This window comes from Bradyrhizobium glycinis (genome assembly GCF_016031655.1).
GTDB classification, from domain to species: domain Bacteria; phylum Pseudomonadota; class Alphaproteobacteria; order Rhizobiales; family Xanthobacteraceae; genus Bradyrhizobium; species Bradyrhizobium glycinis.
Map to the genome: position 1 here is coordinate 94,270 of NZ_JACCHQ010000019.1, position 21,235 is coordinate 115,504.

General features: G+C 65.3%; 20 protein-coding genes. 3 read left to right on the top strand and 17 right to left on the bottom strand.

Going from position 1 to position 21,235, the window contains the following annotated elements; genetic code table 11:
• Positions 1-87 precede the first annotated feature (87 nt).
• Both HZZ16_RS24845 and HZZ16_RS24850 read right to left on the bottom strand, forming a co-directional pair.
• Positions 88-1,473 (bottom strand): LysM peptidoglycan-binding domain-containing M23 family metallopeptidase, encoded by a 1,386-nt coding sequence (locus HZZ16_RS24845; protein ID WP_197952494.1) that lies wholly within the window; start codon positions 1,471-1,473, stop codon positions 88-90.
• 109 nt (positions 1,474-1,582) lie between these two features.
• Entirely contained in the window at positions 1,583-2,233 is a 651-nt protein-coding gene (locus HZZ16_RS24850) for a protein-L-isoaspartate(D-aspartate) O-methyltransferase (RefSeq protein ID WP_197952495.1), read from the bottom strand.
• A 228-nt stretch (positions 2,234-2,461) separates the two neighbouring features.
• Here HZZ16_RS24850 and HZZ16_RS24855 point away from each other — a divergent pair, with 228 nt between their 5' ends.
• A complete protein-coding gene (locus HZZ16_RS24855; protein WP_197952496.1) occupies positions 2,462-2,833 on the top strand; it encodes a response regulator in 372 nt (123 codons plus the stop codon).
• A 3-nt stretch (positions 2,834-2,836) separates the two neighbouring features.
• On the opposite strand, the gene surE is transcribed toward HZZ16_RS24855, so the two are convergent.
• The 12 genes from surE to HZZ16_RS24915 form a co-directional block, all read right to left on the bottom strand.
• Positions 2,837-3,604: a 5'/3'-nucleotidase SurE gene (surE, locus tag HZZ16_RS24860; RefSeq protein ID WP_197952497.1), complete on the bottom strand. Its 768-nt coding sequence runs from the start codon at positions 3,602-3,604 to the stop codon at positions 2,837-2,839.
• Between the two features lie 108 nt (positions 3,605-3,712).
• On the bottom strand, positions 3,713-4,075 hold the full coding sequence (locus tag HZZ16_RS24865; RefSeq protein ID WP_197952498.1) for a hypothetical protein: 363 nt from the start codon (positions 4,073-4,075) through the stop codon (positions 3,713-3,715).
• A gap of 120 nt (positions 4,076-4,195) precedes the next feature.
• Complete coding sequence (gene serS / locus HZZ16_RS24870; RefSeq protein ID WP_197952499.1) at positions 4,196-5,527, bottom strand: serine--tRNA ligase; 1,332 nt, start codon at positions 5,525-5,527, stop codon at positions 4,196-4,198.
• Between the two features lie 137 nt (positions 5,528-5,664).
• The gene (gene tatC / locus HZZ16_RS24875; RefSeq protein WP_197952500.1) at positions 5,665-6,477 is read right to left on the bottom strand and encodes a twin-arginine translocase subunit TatC; all 813 of its coding nucleotides are present in this window, start codon (positions 6,475-6,477) and stop codon (positions 5,665-5,667) included.
• A complete protein-coding gene (gene tatB, locus HZZ16_RS24880) occupies positions 6,474-6,968 on the bottom strand; it encodes a Sec-independent protein translocase protein TatB (RefSeq protein WP_197952501.1) in 495 nt (164 codons plus the stop codon). Before tatB ends, tatC begins: the two co-directional genes overlap by 4 nt.
• A gap of 90 nt (positions 6,969-7,058) precedes the next feature.
• Entirely contained in the window at positions 7,059-7,292 is a 234-nt protein-coding gene (locus HZZ16_RS24885) for a twin-arginine translocase TatA/TatE family subunit (protein ID WP_197952502.1), read from the bottom strand.
• A 164-nt stretch (positions 7,293-7,456) separates the two neighbouring features.
• Positions 7,457-8,212: an SMC-Scp complex subunit ScpB gene (gene scpB / locus HZZ16_RS24890; protein ID WP_197952503.1), complete on the bottom strand. Its 756-nt coding sequence runs from the start codon at positions 8,210-8,212 to the stop codon at positions 7,457-7,459.
• A 21-nt stretch (positions 8,213-8,233) separates the two neighbouring features.
• Positions 8,234-9,073 (bottom strand): segregation and condensation protein A, encoded by an 840-nt coding sequence (locus tag HZZ16_RS24895; RefSeq protein ID WP_172783664.1) that lies wholly within the window; start codon positions 9,071-9,073, stop codon positions 8,234-8,236.
• Positions 9,070-10,098, bottom strand: coding sequence for a beta-N-acetylhexosaminidase (gene nagZ, locus HZZ16_RS24900; protein WP_197952504.1), 1,029 nt, complete (start codon positions 10,096-10,098; stop codon positions 9,070-9,072). The genes HZZ16_RS24895 and nagZ overlap by 4 nt, the downstream gene beginning before the upstream one ends.
• 46 nt (positions 10,099-10,144) lie before the next feature.
• Positions 10,145-11,713, bottom strand: coding sequence for an SPOR domain-containing protein (locus HZZ16_RS24905; protein ID WP_197952505.1), 1,569 nt, complete (start codon positions 11,711-11,713; stop codon positions 10,145-10,147).
• A 139-nt stretch (positions 11,714-11,852) separates the two neighbouring features.
• A complete protein-coding gene (gene argS, locus HZZ16_RS24910; protein WP_197952506.1) occupies positions 11,853-13,643 on the bottom strand; it encodes an arginine--tRNA ligase in 1,791 nt (596 codons plus the stop codon).
• Positions 13,644-13,652: 9 nt separating this feature from the next.
• Complete coding sequence (locus HZZ16_RS24915) at positions 13,653-14,861, bottom strand: deoxyguanosinetriphosphate triphosphohydrolase (protein ID WP_197952507.1); 1,209 nt, start codon at positions 14,859-14,861, stop codon at positions 13,653-13,655.
• A 110-nt stretch (positions 14,862-14,971) separates the two neighbouring features.
• Between HZZ16_RS24915 and erpA the strand changes: the two genes are divergently transcribed.
• Complete coding sequence (erpA, locus tag HZZ16_RS24920; protein WP_197952508.1) at positions 14,972-15,301, top strand: iron-sulfur cluster insertion protein ErpA; 330 nt, start codon at positions 14,972-14,974, stop codon at positions 15,299-15,301.
• A 1-nt stretch (position 15,302) separates the two neighbouring features.
• Here the strand turns inward: erpA and HZZ16_RS24925 are convergent, their stop codons facing one another.
• Positions 15,303-17,612, bottom strand: a complete 2,310-nt coding sequence (locus tag HZZ16_RS24925) for a hybrid sensor histidine kinase/response regulator (RefSeq protein ID WP_197952509.1) — start codon at positions 17,610-17,612, stop codon at positions 15,303-15,305.
• A 152-nt stretch (positions 17,613-17,764) separates the two neighbouring features.
• On the opposite strand from HZZ16_RS24925, the gene xth reads away from it, so the two are divergent.
• Positions 17,765-18,562 carry an exodeoxyribonuclease III gene (gene xth, locus HZZ16_RS24930; protein ID WP_197952510.1) on the top strand — a complete coding sequence of 266 codons (798 nt, stop codon included), beginning with the start codon at positions 17,765-17,767 and terminating at the stop codon, positions 18,560-18,562.
• Between the two features lie 123 nt (positions 18,563-18,685).
• On the opposite strand, the gene HZZ16_RS24935 is transcribed toward xth, so the two are convergent.
• Positions 18,686-19,513, bottom strand: coding sequence for a tetratricopeptide repeat protein (locus tag HZZ16_RS24935; RefSeq protein ID WP_197952511.1), 828 nt, complete (start codon positions 19,511-19,513; stop codon positions 18,686-18,688).
• A complete protein-coding gene (ilvD, locus tag HZZ16_RS24940; RefSeq protein ID WP_197952512.1) occupies positions 19,500-21,221 on the bottom strand; it encodes a dihydroxy-acid dehydratase in 1,722 nt (573 codons plus the stop codon). The genes HZZ16_RS24935 and ilvD overlap by 14 nt, the downstream gene beginning before the upstream one ends.
• Between the last annotated feature and the right edge of the window lie 14 nt (positions 21,222-21,235).

Genomic DNA, 21,235 nt, shown 5'->3' on the forward strand with positions numbered 1-21,235 from the left:
TATCGGCTCAACAATGGCCGTCTCTGGAATACTGGGCCGCCCGGTCGAGGCCGGGCGACGACGCATTCGTGTCGAGGCTACCCAGGCTCACGCCCCATTCAGGAATTGAAGCGGGTCAACCGGGCTCGATCCCTTACGGATCTCGAAGTGGAGCTGCGGCGACGCCACCTCACCGGATTGACCCGACTTGGCAATGACCTGGCCGCGCTTGATGGTATCGCCGCGCTTCACCAACAGCTCACTCGCATGGGCATATGCGGTGACGTAGCCATTGGAGTGCCGAACCAGAACCAGATTGCCGTAACCCTTCAGCTCGTTGCCGGAATAGGCGACGACGCCATCTTCGGCCGCCTTGATCGGCGTCCCCTCAGGCACCGCCAGATTGATGCCGTCATTGGACTTGCCATTGGTCTTAGCGCCGTAGCTCGTGACCACCTTGCCGCGGACGGGCCAGCGGAAGGTCGGCAGCGCGCCAGTGGCCTCCGCAGCCTTCGCCGGCGTCTCGGCGGGCTTGTCTTCGACATTGCTCGTGGCCTGGGCGAGCCGCGCGCTCTGCACGGGCGCGGCGGCAGTGGCCATCTTGGTCGCGGGTGCCGGAGCTGCCGCAACGGGCTGGAGCGTTCCGGCCACCGGTGCAGCCGCGACCGGAGCCGCAGCAACCGGCGCCGCAACGGCGGCGGTCTTGGCGCCGGGCACGGTCAGCTTGGCGCCGAGCTTCAGCTTTGCCGACGGATCGAGGCCGTTGGCACGGGCGAGCTCTGCCGCCGAGATGCGGTTCTTGCGCGCGATGCTGGCGAGCGTGTCGCCGCGGTTGACGAAGTGCGTGCTCGGCGGTGCAGCGACGGCCGCAACCGGCTTGCCAGCAGGCGCTGCCGCGACGCGAGCCGTCGCGGGCGCTGGTGCAGCTGCCGTCGCCGGTGACGGAATGATCAGCTGCTGGCCGGGCGAGAGCGCCCGTGGACCCTTGTAGCCGTTGGCGGCAAGAATCGCCTGCGGCGTGACGTGATAGCGCTTGGCGAGCACGTCGAGCGTGTCGCTGGTGCCGACGATGATCTTGGTCCCGGCGGCCGGCTGAGCTGCCGCGACCGACCGCGGCGGAACGGTGGCCGTGGTCTCCAGATGCGGTTGCGCCGGAGGCGCGTATGAGCTGACGCCGCGTCCGCCGCCGGACACCCCGCCCCCGGAGGCAACGGGATAGGACTGCGGGGCAGACACCGCGGGCGGAGGCAAAGCCTGCGACTGGTAATAACCGGGCTGCGTCTGCGGCCGCGCATATTGCGGAAGCTCACGCTGCGGCGGCGGTGGCTGCTGCACCGAACCGGTCTGCTCGGAGGCGAAGGGATTGGAGAAATTCGTCTGGGATAGCCGCGACGACATGTCGGCGCTGCACCCTGCAAAACTGAAGGAGATCAGCGCCAGCACCGCGACCTGCGGCACGCGGCGCGAGTAAAGCAACTCGGCGACAGCGGACATGGTTACTCACTCGTACGCAACAGAACTGGTGTTTTAAGTAAACACGCGCCGAGTAAATAACGGCTTAACCCTCACAATAAGATGTTGGCGGCACTGCCGATCCGGGATTCTACAGCTCCCGCGCCACGCCGGGCAGTGCCGGCACGAAGCGGACCTCGACGAGTTCCTTGCGCTCGATTCCGGTTTCGCTGCGGGTCAGGCGAATTAACGTCTGCACGCCCTGATGCGGGCCGACCGGGGCGATCAGGATGCCCCCGACCTCCAGCCGCTCGACCAGGTTCTCCGGAATCTGCTCCATCGCAGCGGTGACGATGATGCGGTCGAACGGGCCGATGTTGGAAGGCAGATTGAGACCGTCACCGAGCATCACCTCGACATTGTGGCAATCGAGCTTCTCAAGCCGGGCGCGTGCCGCGTCGGCGAGCTTGCGATAGCGCTCGACGGTCAGCACCTGGCCGGCCAGCCGCGACAGCACGGCAGCCTGGTAGCCGGAGCCGGTGCCGATTTCGAGCACCCGGTGCTGCTTCTGGAGCTGGAGCTGCTCGGTCATGTAGGCGACGACGAAGGGCTGGCTGATGGTCTGCCCGCAAGCGATCGGCAGCGCGCTGTCACGATAGGCGCCCTCGCGATCGGCCTCGTCGACGAAAAGCTCGCGCGGCACTTCCTCCATGGTCCGCAGCACGGCCTGATCGCTGATGCCCCGACGCCTCAGCGTGAGCTGAAACATCATCTTTTCCGGCGGGTGCTGGTGGGGCGTCATTTTGCTATCGCTCATCTCGTCTGGCGGATCGCTGTACTGCACCGCAAGAACCCGAGACGAGAATCTTGTTCCGGCTCAGGAACTCATGATATCCTTTCGGCGCAGCATTTGACCACAACAAGGCCTTCAAAGCGCTAAGCCATTTGCGAGGTTTGCGTTCGCCGAAACGCGCATTGCGTCGCCTATCTTTATCTGCGAACGTTCACGAGAATGGGCAAGGACTCACCTATGACTGCGACAGGGCTTTCGGGCCGTTCTGTGTTCCTCGTCGAGGACGAGGTCATGATCAGAATGATGGTCGCGGACATGCTGGAGGAACTCGGCTACAAAGTTGCCGCCGAAGCGGGCGACATCGCCGAAGCCATGCGGCTTGCGCAATCCACCGATTTCGACCTCGCCATTCTCGACGTCAACGTCAACGGCAAGGTCATCTCGCCGGTCGCCGATGTCATCATGGCCAAGGGCTGCCCGTTTATCTTTGCCACCGGTTACGGCTCCTCCGGCCTGCCCGAGCAATATCGCGACCGGCCGGCGCTGCAGAAGCCGTTTCAGCTCGACGCGCTCGGCAAGACCATCGAGGCCGCGCTTCGCCGCGGCTAACCCTTATTTCAGAGTGAGGCCCAGCTGCTCCGAAAACGCCTCGTCGGTGCGGTCGAGCCTGAGCGGGGTGACCGAAACGTAGCGCTCGCGCAGCGCCGCGAGATCGGTGCCATCGGCGGGCGTGTCGAGCATTGCGGTGCGTTCGAAGCCGATCCAGAAATAGGGATTGCCGCGGCCGTCCTTGCGCTCGTCGATCCTGAGGAAGCCGAGATTGCGCTTGCCTTGCCGCGTGACGCGGATGCCCAGCACATCCTCTGGCGCGCAGGACGGGAAGTTGATGTTGATGACGGTGTCCTTCGGAACGCCGGCGGCGATCACTTTGCGCAGGATATCGGGCCCGAATTTGCGGGCCGTGTCCCACGGCGGCCGTTCGCGCGTCTCGATGCTGAACTCCTGTGACAATGCGAATGACGGCAATCCCAAGATGGTGCCTTCCAATGCGCCGGCAATGGTGCCGGAATAGACCACGTCTTCGGCGACGTTGCGGCCCTTGTTGACGCCGGACAGCACGACATCGGGCAGCTTGGCACCCAGGATATGGCGGGCGCCCATGATGACGCAGTCGGTCGGCGTGCCGCGCACGGCGAAGTGGCGCGGACCGACCTCGCGCAGACGCAAGGGATCGTTCAGCGACAGCGAGTGCGACACGCCGGACTGGTCGAGCTCGGGTGCCACCACCCACACGTCCTCAGACAAGGCGCGCGCGATCTCCTCCACGACCTTGAGGCCGGGGGCGTGGATGCCGTCATCATTGGTGCAGAGAATGCGCATGCGGAAGCTTCGATTCCTGAAAGCGGGTCTGAGCCGTCTTATCCGGCCAGCGCCGATCAGGCAAACCGGACGATTGCGGTCCGGCGGCTGGTTCCCTAGCTGGTCGCGCTAGCGGCGAACGCGCCATTGCGGCAGGAAGCGCGCAAGCCGGCCTTCCGCACGCAGTTGCATCGCCGGCACGACTTGATTCACGGTGGAAGCCTCGATGACGCCGAGCGCCTTCAGCTGCGCGACGAACGGGTCAGGTGTCGGCTCCTGCGGAAAGCGTTCGCGTGCCACGCTCAGCGCCTTGTCGAAATCCGCGGCATTGACCCCGGGCTTGGCCCGCCGGCTCTGCACGAGATCGTCGTCCCAGAGCCGCGCGATCCCGATGTCGAGAACGCCGCGGAGGCGCTGATCGATGGCCTGAATCCCGGCCCCCGTCACCGCCCATTGTCTTCCGACCCAGAAGATGTCGCGGTGCAAGGCCATGAACGGAGGGATTCGCGTGGACGGGCCGGCAGGATAGCCACCCGCCCGATCTTCGCAACGCGATTCTCGTCATGCCGCTTTTTCGGACGCGAACCGGTGCCCAGTTCGCGGGAAAACGCTTTAGTCGCGTGCGATCACTTTCAGGCCGCCCATATAGGGCTGGAGCACGTCCGGGACCGCGATCGAGCCGTCCTCCTGTTGATAGGTCTCCATCACCGCGATCAGTGCGCGGCCGACTGCGGTGCCGGAGCCGTTCAGCGTGTGGACGAAGCGCGGCTTGCCGTCGGGCCCACGCGAGCGCGCATCCATGCGCCGTGCCTGGAAGTCGCCGCAGACCGAGCAGCTCGAGATCTCGCGGAACATGCCGCCATCGCCCTGCCCGGGCATCCAGACCTCGATGTCGTAGGTTTTTTGCGACGAGAAGCCCATATCCCCTGCGCAGAGCGTCATCACACGGTAATGCAGGTCGAGCTTCTGCAGCACCTGCTCGGCGCAGGACAGCATCCGCTCCAGCTCGTCCCTGCTGGTCTCAGGCGTCGTGATCGAGACCAGCTCGACCTTGGTGAACTGGTGCTGGCGGATCATGCCGCGGGTGTCGCGCCCCGCCGCACCCGCCTCGGCGCGGAAGCACGGCGTCAACGCCGTGAGACGCATCGGCAGCTGCTTCTCGTCGAGGATGGTTTCGCGGGCGAGATTGGTGAGCGACACTTCGGCGGTGGGGATCAGACCGAGGCGCTCGGTCTTCAGCCGCTCATGGTCTGGCGCGGCGAGCAGCTCGCCCTTGATCGCCCAGAACTGATCGTCCTCGAATTTCGGCAATTGTCCGGTGCCGAACATCACCTCGTTGCGCACCAAGAGCGGCGGATTGATCTCGGTGTAGCCGTGCTCGGTCGTGTGCAAATCGAGCATGAACTGGCCGATGGCACGCTCGAGCCGCGCCAGCCCCTTCTTCAGCACGACGAAACGCGCGCCGGAGAGCTTTGCCGCCGCCTCGAAATCCATGTAGCCGAGCGCGGTGCCGAGATCGTCATGCAGCTTCGGCGCAAAGCCGTAATTGCGCTTGTTGCCGAACACGTGATGCTGCACGTTGCCGTGCTCGTCGACACCGTCGGGCACGTCGTCGAACGGAATGTTCGGGATCGCGGACAGCTCTTTGGTCAGCTCTTCGTCGGCGGCTTTCGCAGCCGCTTCGAGCTCGGGCATCGTGGTCTTGAGCTCGGCGACCTCGGCCATCAGCTTCGCCGCACGCGCCTCGTCCTTGGCCTTCTTGGCGTCGCCGATTTCCTTCGAAGCTGCATTGCGCCGCGCCTGCGCCTGCTCGGAGGCCAGGATCGCCGCACGCCGCTTCTCGTCGATCGCAAGCAGCGAGGCCGACATCGGCTTCAGGCCACGCCTCGCGAGGCCGGCGTCGAAGGCTTGCGGATTGTCGCGGATCGCTTTGATGTCATGCATGGCTGTCTTCCCGTCATGGCCGGGCTTGTCCCGGCCATCCACGTGTCTGCCGCCTTAGATCAAGTCGTGGATGCCCGGGTCAAGCCCGGGCATGACGAATCATGGGCTGGACAGCGACATGATAGTGCGAAAGCGCCCTATTCCGCCGGCTTTGCCGGCGTCGACACGTCGGTGCCGGTGGCTTGCGACGAAGCCGCCGCCTTCTTCTCAACCATCGCGACCGCGATGATCGAGCCCTCGTAGAGCGCCATCAGGGGGATCGCGAGCGAGCACTGGCTGAGCACGTCGGGCGGCGTCAGCACGGCCGCGATCACGAAGGCGATCACGATGAAATAGCGCCGCTTCTCGCGCAACATCGTCGAGGTGACGATGCCGATCCGGCCGAGCAGCGTCAGGATCACCGGCAGCTGGAAGGCGATGCCGAAAGCGAAGATCAGCGACATCATCAGCGACAGATATTCGCCGACCTTGGGCAACAGCTGGATCTGCGCGGTCTCGTCGCCGCCGGCCTGCTGCATGCCGAGCGAGAAGCGCACCAGCATCGGCAGCACGACGAAATAGACCAGCGCCGCACCGAGCACGAAGAAGAACGGGGTTGCGACCAGATATGGCAGGAAGGCCTGCTTCTCATGCTTGTAGAGCCCGGGCGCGACGAACTTGTAGATCTGCGTCGCCACGATCGGGAACGAGATGAAGCCGGCGCCGAACAGCGCGAGCTTGAGCTGGGTGATGAAGTATTCGAGCAGCGCCGTGTAGATGAATTTCGAGTTCTCGGGACCCGCGATCCACACGAACGGCCAGACGAGCACGTTGTAAATCTGCTTGGCGAAGAAGAAGCAGAAGATGAAGGCCACGCCAAAACCGAGCAGCGCCTTGATCAGCCGCGAGCGCAGCTCGATCAAATGGTCCATCAGCGGCGCTTTGCTGGCCTCGATATCGGCGTCGGTCATGACGCTTTGGCGTCCTTGATCGCTTCGGATGGCGCGGTGTCCTGCGCAACCTTTGCCTGTTCGACCTCACGGGTGATCGCGAGCGGCTCATTCGCGGTCGCATGCGCTTCGGCTTCCATGAAGGTCGAAGGCGTTGGGGTCTCCGGTGTCGTGGGCGTGACAGGCGGATCGACGGCAGTGGCGGCCGGCGTCTCGGCCGGCTTGTCCAGCGCATCGACGCGAAGCGCGTCGCTCACGTCCTTCTGGAGCGAGGTCAGCGGATTGAATCCGGTGGCGGCTTCCTTGACCTCGTCGAAGCTCTTCTTGAGATCGGCCATCTCGGCCTCGCGCATCGCCTCCTGGAACTGGCCCTGGAATTCGGCCGCCATCTTGCGCGCCTTGCCCATCCACTGCCCGACCATGCGCAGCACGCCCGGCAGCTCTTTCGGGCCGATGGCGATCAGGGCCACGACCCCGATGAGGACCAGTTCACTCCACCCGATGTCGAACATGAGGTCTTCCGTTCACGCGAAGCCGGAGCCGGCCCAGCCCTTACGCGCAGGATCAGGGCCGCTACCCGCGTCTCGCGTGCTGCTTCCGGCTCAGACGGCCTTGCTGCCGACGTCGGACCGCGTCGCAGTCGGCGCCGCATTGTGCTCGATCGACTTCGCCGGCTCGGGCTTCTCGGCGGACTTGTCGTCGTCCTGCATGCCCTTCTTGAACGCCTTGATGCCCTGCGCCACGTCGCCCATCAGATCCGAAATCTTGCCGCGGCCGAACAGCAGCAGGACCACTGCGATCACCAAGATCCAGTGCCAAATGCTGAGTGAACCCATCCTGCAACCCTCCAAACGCGCATGGCCGGGGACCCGGCCGATCTTCACCGAAACCTAGGCTTGGCAGGCCTCAAAAACAAGGACCAAGGCAGCGCCAATTCGCTGTCGGCGCTACGCAATCTTGCTAGTGTTAACTGTCGCAGGGCCCGTATTTCGCCGGGGCATCACTCTTCGGTGCCGCCCTCGCCGCCCCCCGCATTGCCGCCTTCCGGCGGGGTCTCGGGTTCAACCGCAGGCGCAAGCGCCAGATCGAGGTCATCGCCGGGTTCCAGCGGATCCTCGTCCTCACGCAGCGCCGGATCGTCCGACGGCGTCGGCACGCTGAACCCGGTGGGCAGGCGCGAATCCAACAGGCCGGTGCCCTTCAGCTCTTCCAGCCCTGGCAGGTCGCCGAGCTGTTCCAAGGTGAATTGCGACAGGAACTCCTCGGTGGTTCCGAAGGTCAGGGGCCGGCCCGGCGTCTTCCGCCGGCCGCGCGGCTTGATCCAGCCGGTCTCCAGCAGCACGTCGAGCGTGCCCTTTGACGTGACGACGCCGCGGATCTCCTCGATCTCGGCCCGCGTCACCGGCTGGTGATAGGCGATGATCGCCAGCACCTCGATTGCGGCCCGCGACAGGCGGCGGGTTTCGGTGCTCTCCCGCGTCATCAGCCAGGCCAAATCGCCGGCGGTGCGGAACGTCCATTTGTTGGCGACACGGACGAGATTGACGCCGCGCGAGGCATAATCGGCCTGCAACTGCTCGAGCGCAGCCTTGACGTCGACGCCTTCGGGCATGCGCTTGGCCAGCGTCGCGGTGTCCAGCGGTTCGCTCGAGGCGAACAACAGCGCCTCCAGCAGCCGCAATTCTTCGGGGCGCGCCTGGGATTCGTTCTCCATCGGCTCGGCCTCTTCTACCCGCACTTCAGCCAGGCTTGCCATGGCAGATTCTCCTTCTTGCACTTAAGCGACCGGCGCATCAGGCGCAGGAGCTGCGTCCGGGACCGGTTTTGGGCGCCCCTTCCGGAAATAAATCGGCGCGAACGCTTCCTTCTGATTCAGCTCCAGCTGACCTTCGCGCACCAATTCGAGCGCGGCGGCAAAGCTTGAGGCGAACACCGTCGCGCGCTGCGTCGGATCGGCGACATGCCGGATCAGGAAGTCGTCGAGAACACCCCAATCGTCCTGCTCGGTGATGCTGCCGACCAGCCGCTCCAGCGTGGCGCGTGCTTCGGCGAGCGACCAAACCGTGCGCTTGGCCAGATGCACGCTGGCCAACACGCGCGACTGACGCTGCGCTGCATAGGCGGTGAGCAGGTCGTAGAGCGTTGCGGTGTATTTCGGGTGCTTGATCTCGGCGATGTGCTCGGGCTCGCCACGCGGAAATATGTCACGCTGCAATTGCGGCCTGTTCATCAGCCGGTTGGCGGCTTCGCGAATGGCTTCCAGGCGGCGCAGGCGGTTGGCGAGCGCCGTCGCCATCTGCTCGGCGCTCGGGCCTTCCGCGCTCGGCGGCTCCGGCAGCAGCAGACGCGACTTCAGGAAGGCGAGCCATGCGGCCATCACCAGATAATCTGCGGCGAGCTCCAGCCGGATCTTTCGCGCGGCTTCGATGAAGTGGAGGTACTGGTCGGCCAGCGCGAGAATCGAAATCTTGGCGAGATCGACCTTCTGCTGCCGCGCCAGCGCGAGCAACAAATCGAGCGGGCCCTCATAGCCCTCGACGTCCACCACCAACGCCGGCTCACCCTCGGCGAGCTCTGCGGGCCGCCCGGTTTCGAACGATAGGATTTCTGCGGTCATGCCGATGCCGTGTTTGCCCGTGCGATCAATGCATCCAATTCGGCGCGTGCGGCCACGCGGTCGAACGGCTGCGGCGGCTTGCGTGCGGCGAGCGCGGCGTTCGCCCGCTCCAGCGCCCTGCCGGCCAGTTCAGGCGTCTCGCCGGCGACGTCACGCATCTCGTCGATGTTGCCGTTGCAATGCAGGGCTACGTCGCAGCCGGCCGCGAAGATTGCGCAGGTCCGCTCGGCGATATTCCCCGACAGCGCGTTCATCGACACGTCATCACTCATTAACAAACCCTGGAACCCGATTGCGCCGCGAATCACGTCAGCAATCATTGTCGCAGATGTCGTCGCCGGATGGGCGGGGTCGAAGGCGCTAAACACAACATGTGCAGTCATGGCCATTGGCAGATCAGCCAGCGGCTTGAACGCGGCGAAATCGGTTCGCTCCAGCTCGTCCCGGGCCGTGTCGACGGTTGGCAGCTTGAAATGGGTGTCAGCGGTGGCGCGGCCATGCCCGGGAATGTGCTTGAGCACCGGCAGCACACCACCCTGCTCCAGGCCCTCGGTGACCGCGCGGGCAATCGCCGCGACCTTGCCCGGCTCCGTGCCATAGGCCCGGTTGCCGATAACCGCGTCAGCGCCTGGCACCGGCACGTCCGCCAACGGCAGGCAATCCACGGTAATGCCGAGATCAGCGAGATCGGCAGCGATCAGACGGGCACTGAGGCGGGCCGCGGTGAGCCCGAGGGCCGAATCGGTGTCGTACAAATTCGCGAATACAGCCCCCGGCGGATAGACCGGCCAATGTGGCGGCCCCAGCCGCTGCACCCGTCCGCCCTCCTGGTCGATCAGGACCGGTGCGTCGGGAGCATTCGCGACCGAGCGCAATTCCGCAACCAAAGCAGCAACTTGCGCAGGTGTCGCGACATTGCGCTTGAACAGGATGAAGCCCCATGGACGTTCCGCACGGATAAACTTCCGCTCGGCGGCGGTCAGTTCCGTTCCGGATACGCCGGTAATGAAGGCCCGCGTGCTCATAACGGCCGATTAACCCTGCCCCGTCAGGGGGTCAAGGAAACCGCCGTTAATTCCTCTGGACGAAGCAGTCGGAGAGGCCTGCGGCCTTCAGATTGTTGCAAGCCTGCGTCGCTTCCTGGACCGAGGCATAGGGTCCGGCAAAGGCGCGGTAGACGATGCCCTTGCCCTTGTCGGTCAGATCGACGCGCTTGATCACCGGCGAGCGGGATCCGAGCACGCTGCCGTACTTGCTCTGAAGCACCCGGTAGGACGCGGCGGCGCTGTCCTCGCTCTGCTGCGAGGAGACTTGCACGATGTAGCCGCCGCCGCTGCTGCTGGTGGGCGCGATCTGAACCGGATTGGTCGCCGCCATCCGCTGCGGCGGCTCGGCCGCGGGCGACGATTGCGGCGCCAGCGACATCGGCTGGTTGGCGCTGGCATTGGCCGAGATCGGCGGATTGCGCGGCGCGGCGGGGGCAATTGGCGCGGCAACAGGCTTCGGCGCGGGGGGCGCCGGCTTGGCGGCGGCGGCCGATTGCGGCGCGGCGCTATCGGTCTGGTCACCCTTCACCGCCACGGTCCTGATCGGGCGCGGCGAATTGTTCGGCAGGGTGCCGTTGCTCGAGGTCGGCCCCGCGCTCGGCGGCGGCACGGTGGACGGCGACACGCTCGCCACTGACGGCGGGTTCGCATTCTGGTTCAGCGGCGGGAACACCACGCGCGGCCCGCCCGCCTTGGCGTTAACGTCGACGGGCGCCTCCTCGCGCGGCACGATCTTCTCGGTGCCGTCACCGCTGACCATGCGATCCGGCACCTTGGCCGAGGAGTCCGCCGGCGCCGGCACGATCTTGGTCGGCGTGTTGTCGGCCTTGATGATCGGCGGCTCGCCGCTGCGAGGCGAGCCGATATAGGTCTTGTAGGCGAACGCGGCACCGGTGCCGACCACGGCAAGCGCCAGGATCGCCGCAACCGTCATCATACCGCCGCGCTGCTTCTTCGGCTCCTCGACCTCGTCCTCGGGATAGTCGCTTTGATAGGCATACGGATCGTCTGGATAGGCCGGCTCGCGCTGATAGTCCTGCTCGCCCGTTTCCAGCCGACCATAGAGCGCATCGTCGTAGCGCGACGGATCCGGCTGGGCATACGGCTCCTGATAGGACTGCTCATGATGCGCCTGACCGTGCTGCTGATAGGCCTGCTCCTGATGAGCCTGATCTTGATAGGAGTGGTCCTGATAGGCCTGCGGCTGATGAACGACAGGCTCGGGCGCGGCAGGCTTGGCTGCATAGCGATGCAGCGGATGAACCGGGCTTACGGTCACCGGATAGTCAGGCTCCGGCGCGGGTGCCGGCTGCACGTTGGCGCGCCGCATCCACGAGGGCGGCCCGGGCGGCGGCGGCGCCTGCCCGGCATCGTCCTGCTGATCATCGAGCTGGCGGTAATCGTCGTCCTGATAGCTCTGGGCGGGCGCTGCCGGCGGACGTGCCGCCGGATGCGACTGCGCTGCGAACGGATCGGTCTGCCCGATCAGACGGGCGAGCTCGGCCAAGGGATCGCTTTCCGCCTTCCCATGCTGATCGCCGCCGCGACCATAGTCATCGGAAGGAAACGGTCTGTCCTGATATCGTTCGGCCATCGTAATGATGCGTCCCTTCGGGAAAGCCGCGCGCCCCTCGACCAAGGCACGGCTTTCGACCCACAAGGCTTTCAACCAAGCTAAGCGATCCGGCTTCTGCCGGTTACCCCCGAATTCCCCTTAAGTAGTTCGCCCCAAACTACCGCATCTCGTCCGGGGCATGGACGCCGAGGATGGCGAGGCCCGATGCCAGGACCGAGACGACGCCCTGGACCATTGCCAATCGCGCCTTTGTAAGATCTGCATCATTATTGATAATGAAGCGTAAATAGGGCAAATCGCGCCCTTTCGTCCAAAGTGCATGAAATTCGCTGGCTAAATCATAGAGATAAAAGGCAATTCGGTGCGGCTCATGGGCCGCGGCGGCAGCTTCCAGCATGCGCGGATAAATTGCGAGGCGCTTAAGAAGATCGAGCTCGACGGGATCCGACAGCCGTTCCACCGCCGACTCAGCGAGCCATGCGATCCGCGCGCCGGCATCCTCAGGGAGTTCCGGGAACACCTCGGCGCGGGCATTGCGGAAGATCGAGTGACCGCGGGCATGGCCGTACTGAACATAGAACACCGGGTTGTCTCGCGACTGTTCCATCACCTTGGCGAGGTCGAAGTCGAGCACCGCGTCGTTCTTCCGGTACAGCATCATGAAGCGGACGGCGTCCTGGCCGACTTCATCCACCACCTCACGCAAGGTGACGAAGTCCCCGCTCCGCTTGGACATCTTCACCGGCTCGCCGTTGCGCAAGAGCTTCACGAGCTGGACGATCTTGACGTCGAGCGATCCCTTAGCCGACGTCGTCGCCTTCACCGCCGCCTGCATGCGCTTGATGTAGCCGCCGTGGTCGGCGCCCCAGACGTCGATCATCTCGGCAAAGCCGCGGTCGAACTTGTTCTTGTGGTAGGCGATGTCGGAGGCGAAATAGGTATAGGAATTGTCCGACTTGATCAGCGGACGATCGACGTCGTCGCCGTAAGCGGTCGCCCTGAACAGCAGCTGCTCGCGGTCTTCCCAATCCTCGACCGGCGCGCCCTTCGGCGGCGGCAGGCGGCCTTCGTAGATGTCGCCCTTGGCCTTCAGGAAATCGATGGTCTCAGCAACCTTGTTGTTGCCGGTCTCGATCAGGGAGCGCTCGGAGAAGAACACGTCGTGGTGGATGTTGAGGGCAGCGAGATCGTCCTTGATCTCGTCCATCATCATCGCGATCGCCTTGGCGCGCACGGTCGGCAGCCACTGAGCCTCGCTCATCGCGAGCAGCTTGTCGCCATGCTCCGTCGCCAGCGCCTGCCCGACCGGCTTGAGGTAGTCGCCGGGATAGAGCCCTTCCGGGATCGCGCCGATGTCCTCGCCGAGCGCTTCGCGATACCTGAGGAAGGCCGAGCGCGCGAGCACGTCCACCTGGGCGCCGGCGTCGTTGATGTAATATTCGCGCGTGACGTCGTGGCCTGCGAACTGGAGCAGGCTCGCCAGCGCGTCGCCGAACACGGCGCCGCGGCAATGGCCGACATGCATCGGCCCGGTCGGATTGGCCGAGACGTATTCGACATTGACCTTGGCGGCGCCCCGGATGCGGCCGTAATCGGCACCCTCGCGCAGCACGGTGCGCAGCGCCTCGGCCCAGGCGGCCGGCTTCAGCGTCAGATTGATGAAGCCGGGACCGGCGACATCGACCTTGGCGATCAGCGCGTCGGCACGCAGCCGTTCGGCGATCTGCTCGGCGAGATCGCGCGGCTTTGCCTTTGCCTCCTTTGCAAGCACCATGGCGGCGTTGGTCGCCATGTCGCCATGGGAGGCATCGCGCGGCGGCTCGACCACCACGCGGGAGAAATCGATGCCCTCGGGCCAGCCGGAATCCGCCGCAAGCGCGCGGCAGGCGCCGTGCACGCGTGCGAGCACGTCGGCGAAAAGATGCAGCGATGAGGATGTCTGGGGCATGGCCGCCGCCTAACGCAAATCCGGGGTCGAGTCAAAGAGCCGCTGGTGCTCGGTCAGGGCGAAGCGGTCGGTCATTCCTGCAATGAAATTGCCGATCCGGCGGGCCCGGTCGCCCTCGTCGTCCGCCTCCGCCCCCAGCAGCCATTCCGGAGGCAGCTCGCTGGGGGACTTCAGGTATTTTGCGAACAGGTCGAACAGGATCTGCTCGGCCTCGCCCATCACCCGCATCACCCGCTCATGGCGGTACATGTGCTGGTACAGGAAGGTCTTGATGGCGGCTTCCTCCTCCGCCACCTCGTCGGGAAACGCGACCAGCGCCCGGCTCTGCCGGCGGACATCCTTGGCCGATTGCGGCTTCACGGCAGCGAGGTTCTTCTCTGTCTCCGCAAACACCGCTCCGATCAGGTGCGAGATCAGCTCGCGCACCAGCTCGGCACCGCGCCGGACGTCTTCAAGATCGGGATAATGCGCCGCAGTCTCGGCGATGATCTCCGCCGTCAGCGGCATCACCTTGAGATCGTCGAGCTGGAACAGGCCGGCGCGCAGACCGTCATCGATGTCGTGGGCATCATAGGCGATGTCGTCGGCGATCGCCGCGACCTGCGCCTCCAGCGAAGCAAAGCTCCACAATTCGAGATCGTAGGTCTTGACGTAGTCGGCTATGCCGACGGGAACGCCATGCTCGCGGTAGCGCCCGACCGGGGCGCCGCTGCGATCGGTCAGCGGACCGTTGTGCTTCACGATGCCTTCCAGCGATTCCCAGGTCAGGTTGAGCCCGTCGAACTCGGGATAGCGGTGCTCGAGCGAAGCCACGACGCGGAGCGTCTGGGCATTGTGGTCGAAGCCCCCGAACTCCTTCAGGCAGGCGTCTAGGGCCCGCTCCCCGGCATGCCCGAAGGGCGGATGTCCGAGATCGTGCGCGAGCGCGAGAGTTTCGGTGAGGTCCTCGTCGAGCCCGAGCTGGCGGGCCAGCGCGCGGGCGATCTGGGCCACTTCCAGCGAATGGGTCAACCGGGTGCGGTAGTGGTCGCCCTCGTGGAACACGAACACCTGGGTCTTGTACTTGAGGCGGCGGAACGCGGTGGAATGGATCACCCGGTCGCAATCCCGCCGGAACGGGCTGCGGGTCCGGCTTGGGGGCTCGGCGACCAGCCGGCCGCGGCTGCGATCGGGGTCGCAGGCATAGGGCGCGCGGGGGGCTGCCATTCCGACGGACACGGCGAATTTGGTCCCTATCCATTTGATTCTGCGTATGGTGGCACTTAACTATGTCGGGCGCGGGATACCAAATGAATTGGGTATGACGCCGGGACTATCGGAGACCAGCAATGACGACTGCCGTGACCATCAGCGACCGGGCCGCACGCCGGATTGGGGAGATCCTCAAGGGCGAAGGTTCTGGCGCGATGCTGCGCATCTCGGTGGAGGGCGGCGGCTGCTCCGGCTTCCAGTACAAATTCGACATCGACCGTGCCCGTGCCGACGACGACCTCGTGATCGAGCAGGACAACGCGGTGGTGCTGGTCGATTCCGCCTCGCAGCCGTTTCTGGCGGGATCGCAGGTCGATTTCGTCGATGACCTGATCGGCGCCTCGTTCCGCGTCAACAATCCCAACGCCACAGCGTCCTGCGGCTGCGGGACCAGCTTCTCGGTCTAGCTTACGCGCCCGTTATCTGCTTTTCCTCGTCCGTCCACTCCACCTCGCCCGGCATCAGCTCCGGCTGGAGCGGTGCGTCCTCCGACATAACGTGGCCGTCCAACGCCCGCAGGAGCGCTCCGACCAGCGCCGGCTTGCGCAGCGGCTTGGCCAGAAAGTCCGACATGCCGGCTTCGCGGCAGATCTTGATGTCCTCGGGGAAGGCATTGGCGGTCAGCGCGACGATCGGCAAGGCTTCGAAGCGCCCGCCCTGCGCGCGGATCGCGCGGGTGGCGGCGAGCCCGTCCATGTCGGGCATGCGCACGTCCATCAGCACGACATCGTAATTGCCTTCGGAGGCAGCTGCGACGGCTTCGGTCCCGTCGGCGACGACACGTAGCTCGATGTCGAAAGCCCCCAGCATCTTGCTCACGACCATGCGGTTGACCGCATCGTCCTCCGCGACCAGCACCTTCAGCGGCCGGTCGAGGCCGGCGATCCGGGCCTTGAGCTCGTCGGCTTCGTCGCGGCCGCCAACCTGATCGGACGCCTGCGCCTGGCTCCAGGGCAGCACCAGCGTGAAGCGGAAGGTCGAGCCCTCGCCCGGCGTCGAGGTGACGCTGATCGTGCCGCCCATCTGCTCGATGATCCGCCTGCTGATCGCAAGGCCGAGGCCAGTGCCGCCGAAGCGGCGGCTGATCGAGGCATCCGCCTGGGCGAAGTCGCTGAACAGCAGGCCGAGCTTGTCGGGCGCGATGCCGATACCGCTGTCGGTCACCGTCCATTCGACGGTCGCCAGCAGGTCGCGCCGCGCCCGGCAGGTCGCCGATATCGTCACCTCGCCTTCGTCGGTGAACTTCACAGCGTTGGAGGCGAGATTGAGCAGCACCTGGCGGATGCGCGCGACGTCGCCACGGAGCGTCGGCGGCAGGTTCGGATCGAGCTCGACCTTGACCGCGAGCCCCTTGCTCTTGGCGCTGGCGCGCACCACGGTCGCAACCGTCTCGACCAGCGCCTGCGGCGCGAAGTCGATCGCCTCGAACTGAAAGCGGCCGGCTTCCAGCTTGGAGAGATCGAGAATGTCGTTGAGGATGCGCTGGAGATTGTCGCCGGACTCGCGGATCGTGGTGACGGCCTCGCGCTGCTCCGGATCGAGCTTGGTTTCGAGCAGCATGCTGGCAAGACCAAGCACGCCGTTCATCGGCGTGCGGATCTCGTGGCTCATCACCGCCAGGAAGTCGGACTTGGCGCGGCTTTCGGCCTCGGCCTTTTCCGCGCGCCAGCGCTCGGTGACGTCGCGTCCAAAGCCGCGATAGCCGAGGAAATGACCGTCACGATCATGAGCCGGCTTCGCCGTCAGCGACCACAGCCGAGCCTCGCCGCCTGTGACGACCTTGAGATTCATCTCGTGCAGCGGCTCGGCCTGCTCCATCAGGCCGACGATGTTGTAGGCGGCGCTCTTGTCCTCGGGGCAGAGCATGTCGAGCACGTCGGCGAAATGCGCCCCCTTCAGGTGCGCAAGCGGCAGCTGCGCCACGGCCGCGAAGCGTTCGGGCACGTCGACGAGGCGTCCCTCGGCGTCGGTCTGCCACAGCCAGTCGCTGGCGTTCTCCTGGAAGTCCTTCAGCAGCAGCGAGATGATCTCGGTCTGGCGCTCGAGCTCGAGCTGGGCCTTGAGATTGCCGAGGAAGAGATTGCCCTGCGAGACGATGTTGCGCGCCATGAAGAATGCGAACAGCAGCAGGAACACGGCGGTCACCAGATATGGCCCGGTGCCGCACAAGAGCAGCGCGCCGGCGCAGGCGATCGTCATGGTCGCGAGATAGACGAGCCCCGCGCGCGGGAAGGTCGAGAGCGTGAAGGCGCCGCCGGACATCATGCCGACCATCAGGCAGGCCAGGATCAATTGACTGGTCGGCTCGATGCGGCTGAACAGAGCGAGCGGCAGCGCGCCCCAGATCGCGGCGAGAAAAAACGCCTGCCGCAGCATCTGCCGCGCCGCGCGGAGCGATGCCTCCTGCGGCGGGTTCTGATGCGACTTGTGCCACGCACGTACCGCGAGCAAGGCGGTAGCGGCGAGCGTCAGGCCCCAGATCGCGAGGAAGTCGTTCCACCCCCTGCCCCAGAACAGGATCAGCACGATGGCGACGTTCAGCATCGTCACTGCCATCGTCACCGGGATCAGCTGGGTCACCGCGTCGATCTGCTTGGCCCGGATGCGACGGATCTCGCGCTCGCTGAGATCGGCCGTCAGACCGTCCTCGATCTCGAAGCCGCCGAGCCAATACAGGAACGCGCCGATCAGGCCGTCACGCGGCTGAGTTCGCTTCATCGCCTTGTCCGGCCATCCATCCGAGGAACCTCTTGACGATCAATGGCCTGCGGCCTGCTTAAGCCGGGTTAATTTTGTGGGAGATTTTGCGGCCGGCTTGACGGGCGCGTTTGCATTTTGTTCTAACCAAGACCCTGCCCGGAGCCCTCCCAATGCCCATCAGAGTAGCCACCTGGAACGTGAACTCGGTCCGGCAGCGGATCGATCTGCTCCTGACCTGGCTGAAAGAGTGCCAGCCGGACATCGTCTGCCTGCAGGAGATCAAGTGCGTCGACGAGGCCTTTCCGCGGCTGGAGATCGAGGCGCTCGGCTACAACGTGGTGACGCATGGGCAGAAGACGTTCAACGGCGTCGCCCTGCTGTCCAAGCTGCGGTTCGACGAGACCAAGTCGGGCCTCGCCGGCGATGACGAGGATAGCCATGCCCGCTTCCTCGAAGGCGTCGTGACGCTGAAGCGGGGGGTGCTGCGCATCGCGTGCCTCTATCTGCCCAATGGCAATCCGGTCGGGACAGAGAAATATCCCTACAAGCTCAAATGGATGTCGCGGCTTCTTGATTATTCGAAGGAGCGACTTAAGGAGGAGGTCCCGCTGATCCTGGCCGGCGACTTCAACGTCATCCCGCATGCCCGCGACGTGCACAATCCGGCCGCCTGGACCGAGGACGCCCTGTTCAAGACCGAGACACGCGAGAGCTTCCAATCCCTGCTCGGCCTCGGTCTCACCGATGCCTTGCGCGCCGTCACGGACGAGGGCGGGCTCTACACGTTCTGGGACTACCAGGCCGGGGCCTGGCAGAAGAACCAGGGGCTTCGGATCGACCACCTGCTGCTGTCGCCGCAGGCCAGCGACAAGCTCGCCAATGTCGGCATCGACAGCTATGTGCGCGGTTGGGAGAAGCCCTCGGACCACGTTCCGGTATGGGCGGATTTGGATCTAGAGGCGGCTTAGCGATCAGCGTCATTCCGGGGCGATGCGAAGCATCGAGCGCGGAATCTCGAGATTCTCAGGTGCGCAATCGCGCACCGGAGTTCGGCTCTTCGAGCCGCCCCGGAACGACAGCAGGTGTAGTGATTACTCCCGCCGTCCCTGCACCCACTGCTCCAGCATTTGCAGGGCCATGGCGCGGTCGTCGTCGGAGGCCTTGGCGAAGGCGCGGTTGTAGCTTTCCTTGATCCAGACCTCGTCGACACCTGCGCTGTCGCGCGCCAGCGTCAGCCACATCAGGCCGCGCGCGGCCTGCCGCGGCAGGCGGTCGCCGTTGAACAGCATCTGGCCGAGCAGCGCCTGGGCCTGATGCTGGCCCTTCTGCGCGGCGAGGCCAAGCCAGCGCGCGCCGTAGCGGAAGTCCTCGCGCGAGGCGTCCGGGGTCTTCAGGTACAGACGGGCGAGGTCGTACTGCGCGTCCGCATTGCCGAAATAGGATGCGGCATAGGAGAACATCTCCCGGGCGCGGTCCGGGTCGGCCTTGACCTTCGAATTCGGGATGCCGGCCAGATAGTAGCGGCCGAGCGCGACGAAGGCGTTGGCCACGATCTGCGCCTGCGGCGCCGACGGGCTGTCCTCGGCATGCGCGTTGGCGATCCGGCTGAAATATTCGAAGGCACGCAAATCGTCCTGGGCGACGCCGTCGCCGTTGGCGTACATGCGGCCGAGCTTCCATTGCGCGATGGGGTGGCCGCCCTCGGCGGCATATTGCAGAGCACTGAGCGAGGTTTCCGGGGTTGCGACCTGCGGCGGAACCTTGGTGCGCACCGCACCCGCTGCGCCGGGCAAGGTCGTCACGACCGGGATGGTGGCGTCCTTGGGGTTGACCGGCGCACCGTCGAAGGCGAACACCGGCGCGGCCATCGCGGCCGCTCCCAACACAAACGCAACTGTGGCACGCCTAAATGTCCGCATAGCACTGTTTCTCGTGCGCGCCGCCCGGATGGGTCACTGCCCCCCCGACCGCCGGTCCAACCTGCTGAGCATATTTCCAGAGCGCACCCGACGTGTGGTTAGTCGCGCGGGCGCTCCATTTGGTTTTGCGCTGGGCGAGCTCGGCATCGCTCAATTTTACGTTAAGGGTACCGGCAATCGCGTCGATCTCGATGATGTCGCCGTCCTCGAGCAGCCCGATCGGGCCGCCGACCGCCGCCTCCGGCCCGACATGGCCGATGCAGAAGCCGCGCGTGGCGCCGGAGAAGCGACCGTCGGTGATGAGGGCGATCTTGCCGCCCATGCCCTGGCCGGTCAGCGCTGCCGTGGTCTGGAGCATTTCCCGCATGCCGGGACCGCCCTTCGGCCCCTCGTAGCGGATCACGATGACTTCGCCTTCGCGGTAGGTGCGGTTCTGGACCGCCTCGAATGCATCCTCCTCACGGTCGAAGCACCTGGCCGGACCGGTGAACCTGAGGTTGGACATTCCCGCGACTTTCACGATCGCACCTTCTGGCGCCAAATTGCCCTTCAGGCCGACCACACCGCCTGTCACGGTGATGGGCTTGTCTGCCGGGTGCACCACGTCCTGGTGCGGATTCCATTTCACGCTCTTGAGGTTTTCGGCGATCGTGCGGCCCGTGACGGTAAGGCAATCACCGTGCAGGAAGCCGTTGTCGAGCAGCGTCTTCATCAGAAGCGGTATGCCACCTACTTCAAACATGTCTTTGGCGACATAACGGCCACCTGGCTTCAAATCCGCGACATATGGTGTCTTTTTGAAGATTTCGGCGACGTCGAACAGGTCGAACTTGATGCCGCACTCATGCGCAATCGCCGGCAGGTGCAGCGCAGCATTGGTCGAGCCTCCGGATGCCGCGACCACGGCGGCCGCATTTTCCAATGCCTTGAGGGTGACGATGTCGCGCGGCCGGATGTTCTGGGCGATCAGGTCCATCACCTTCTCGCCCGCGGTCATGCAGAAGGCATCGCGGATTTCGTAGGGCGCCGGGGCACCGGCCGAGTACGGCAGCGCCAGACCGATCGCCTCGGAGACGGTCGCCATGGTGTTGGCGGTGAACTGCGCGCCGCAGGCGCCGGCCGACGGACAGGCGACGCGCTCGATCTCGTCGAGGTCCTCGTCCGACATGGCGCCGACCGAATGCTTGCCGACCGCCTCGAACATGTCCTGCACGGTGACCTGCTGCCCGCGGAAATTGCCGGGCAGGATCGAGCCGCCATAGATGAAGATCGAGGGCACGTTGAGGCGGACCATCGCCATCATCATGCCCGGCAGCGACTTGTCGCAGCCGGCAAGCCCGACGAGCGCGTCATAGGCATGGCCGCGCACGGTCAGTTCGACCGAATCGGCGATGCATTCGCGCGACGGCAGCGAGGAGCGCATGCCGTCATGGCCCATGGCGATGCCGTCGGTCACGGTGATGGTGCAGAATTCGCGCGGCGTGCCGCCGGCGGAGGCGACGCCCTTCTTCACCGCCTGCGCCTGACGCATCAGGGCGATGTTGCAGGGAGCGGCTTCGTTCCAGCACGAGGCAACGCCGACGAAGGGCTGGTGGATCTGCTCGGTGGTCAGACCCATGGCGTAGAAATAGGACCGATGCGGCGCGCGCGCAGGGCCTTCCGTCACGTGACGGCTCGGCAGCCTCTGCTTGTCTATCTTCGCGCCCATCGCAACCAGCTTCC

Excerpts from the sequence above, each read along its gene's own strand:
- HZZ16_RS24885 (WP_197952502.1), bottom strand. The coding sequence starts at position 7,292 with ATGGGTTCACTCAGCATTTGGCACTGGATCTTGGTGATCGCAGTGGTC.
- surE (WP_197952497.1), bottom strand. The coding sequence starts at position 3,604 with ATGCGCATTCTCTGCACCAATGATGACGGCATCCACGCCCCCGGCCTC.
- HZZ16_RS24935 (WP_197952511.1), bottom strand. The coding sequence starts at position 19,513 with ATGCGGACATTTAGGCGTGCCACAGTTGCGTTTGTGTTGGGAGCGGCC.
- erpA (WP_197952508.1), top strand. The coding sequence starts at position 14,972 with ATGACGACTGCCGTGACCATCAGCGACCGGGCCGCACGCCGGATTGGG.
- HZZ16_RS24865 (WP_197952498.1), bottom strand. The coding sequence starts at position 4,075 with ATGGCCTTGCACCGCGACATCTTCTGGGTCGGAAGACAATGGGCGGTG.
- xth (WP_197952510.1), top strand. The coding sequence starts at position 17,765 with ATGCCCATCAGAGTAGCCACCTGGAACGTGAACTCGGTCCGGCAGCGG.
- argS (WP_197952506.1), bottom strand. The coding sequence starts at position 13,643 with ATGCCCCAGACATCCTCATCGCTGCATCTTTTCGCCGACGTGCTCGCA.
- scpB (WP_197952503.1), bottom strand. The coding sequence starts at position 8,212 with ATGGCAAGCCTGGCTGAAGTGCGGGTAGAAGAGGCCGAGCCGATGGAG.
- HZZ16_RS24845 (WP_197952494.1), bottom strand. The coding sequence starts at position 1,473 with ATGTCCGCTGTCGCCGAGTTGCTTTACTCGCGCCGCGTGCCGCAGGTC.
- HZZ16_RS24905 (WP_197952505.1), bottom strand. The coding sequence starts at position 11,713 with ATGGCCGAACGATATCAGGACAGACCGTTTCCTTCCGATGACTATGGT.
- HZZ16_RS24925 (WP_197952509.1), bottom strand. The coding sequence starts at position 17,612 with ATGAAGCGAACTCAGCCGCGTGACGGCCTGATCGGCGCGTTCCTGTAT.
- tatB (WP_197952501.1), bottom strand. The coding sequence starts at position 6,968 with ATGTTCGACATCGGGTGGAGTGAACTGGTCCTCATCGGGGTCGTGGCC.
- HZZ16_RS24855 (WP_197952496.1), top strand. The coding sequence starts at position 2,462 with ATGACTGCGACAGGGCTTTCGGGCCGTTCTGTGTTCCTCGTCGAGGAC.
- HZZ16_RS24895 (WP_172783664.1), bottom strand. The coding sequence starts at position 9,073 with ATGACCGCAGAAATCCTATCGTTCGAAACCGGGCGGCCCGCAGAGCTC.
- serS (WP_197952499.1), bottom strand. The coding sequence starts at position 5,527 with ATGCATGACATCAAAGCGATCCGCGACAATCCGCAAGCCTTCGACGCC.
- ilvD (WP_197952512.1), bottom strand. The coding sequence starts at position 21,221 with ATGGGCGCGAAGATAGACAAGCAGAGGCTGCCGAGCCGTCACGTGACG.
- HZZ16_RS24850 (WP_197952495.1), bottom strand. The coding sequence starts at position 2,233 with ATGACGCCCCACCAGCACCCGCCGGAAAAGATGATGTTTCAGCTCACG.
- tatC (WP_197952500.1), bottom strand. The coding sequence starts at position 6,477 with ATGACCGACGCCGATATCGAGGCCAGCAAAGCGCCGCTGATGGACCAT.
- nagZ (WP_197952504.1), bottom strand. The coding sequence starts at position 10,098 with ATGAGCACGCGGGCCTTCATTACCGGCGTATCCGGAACGGAACTGACC.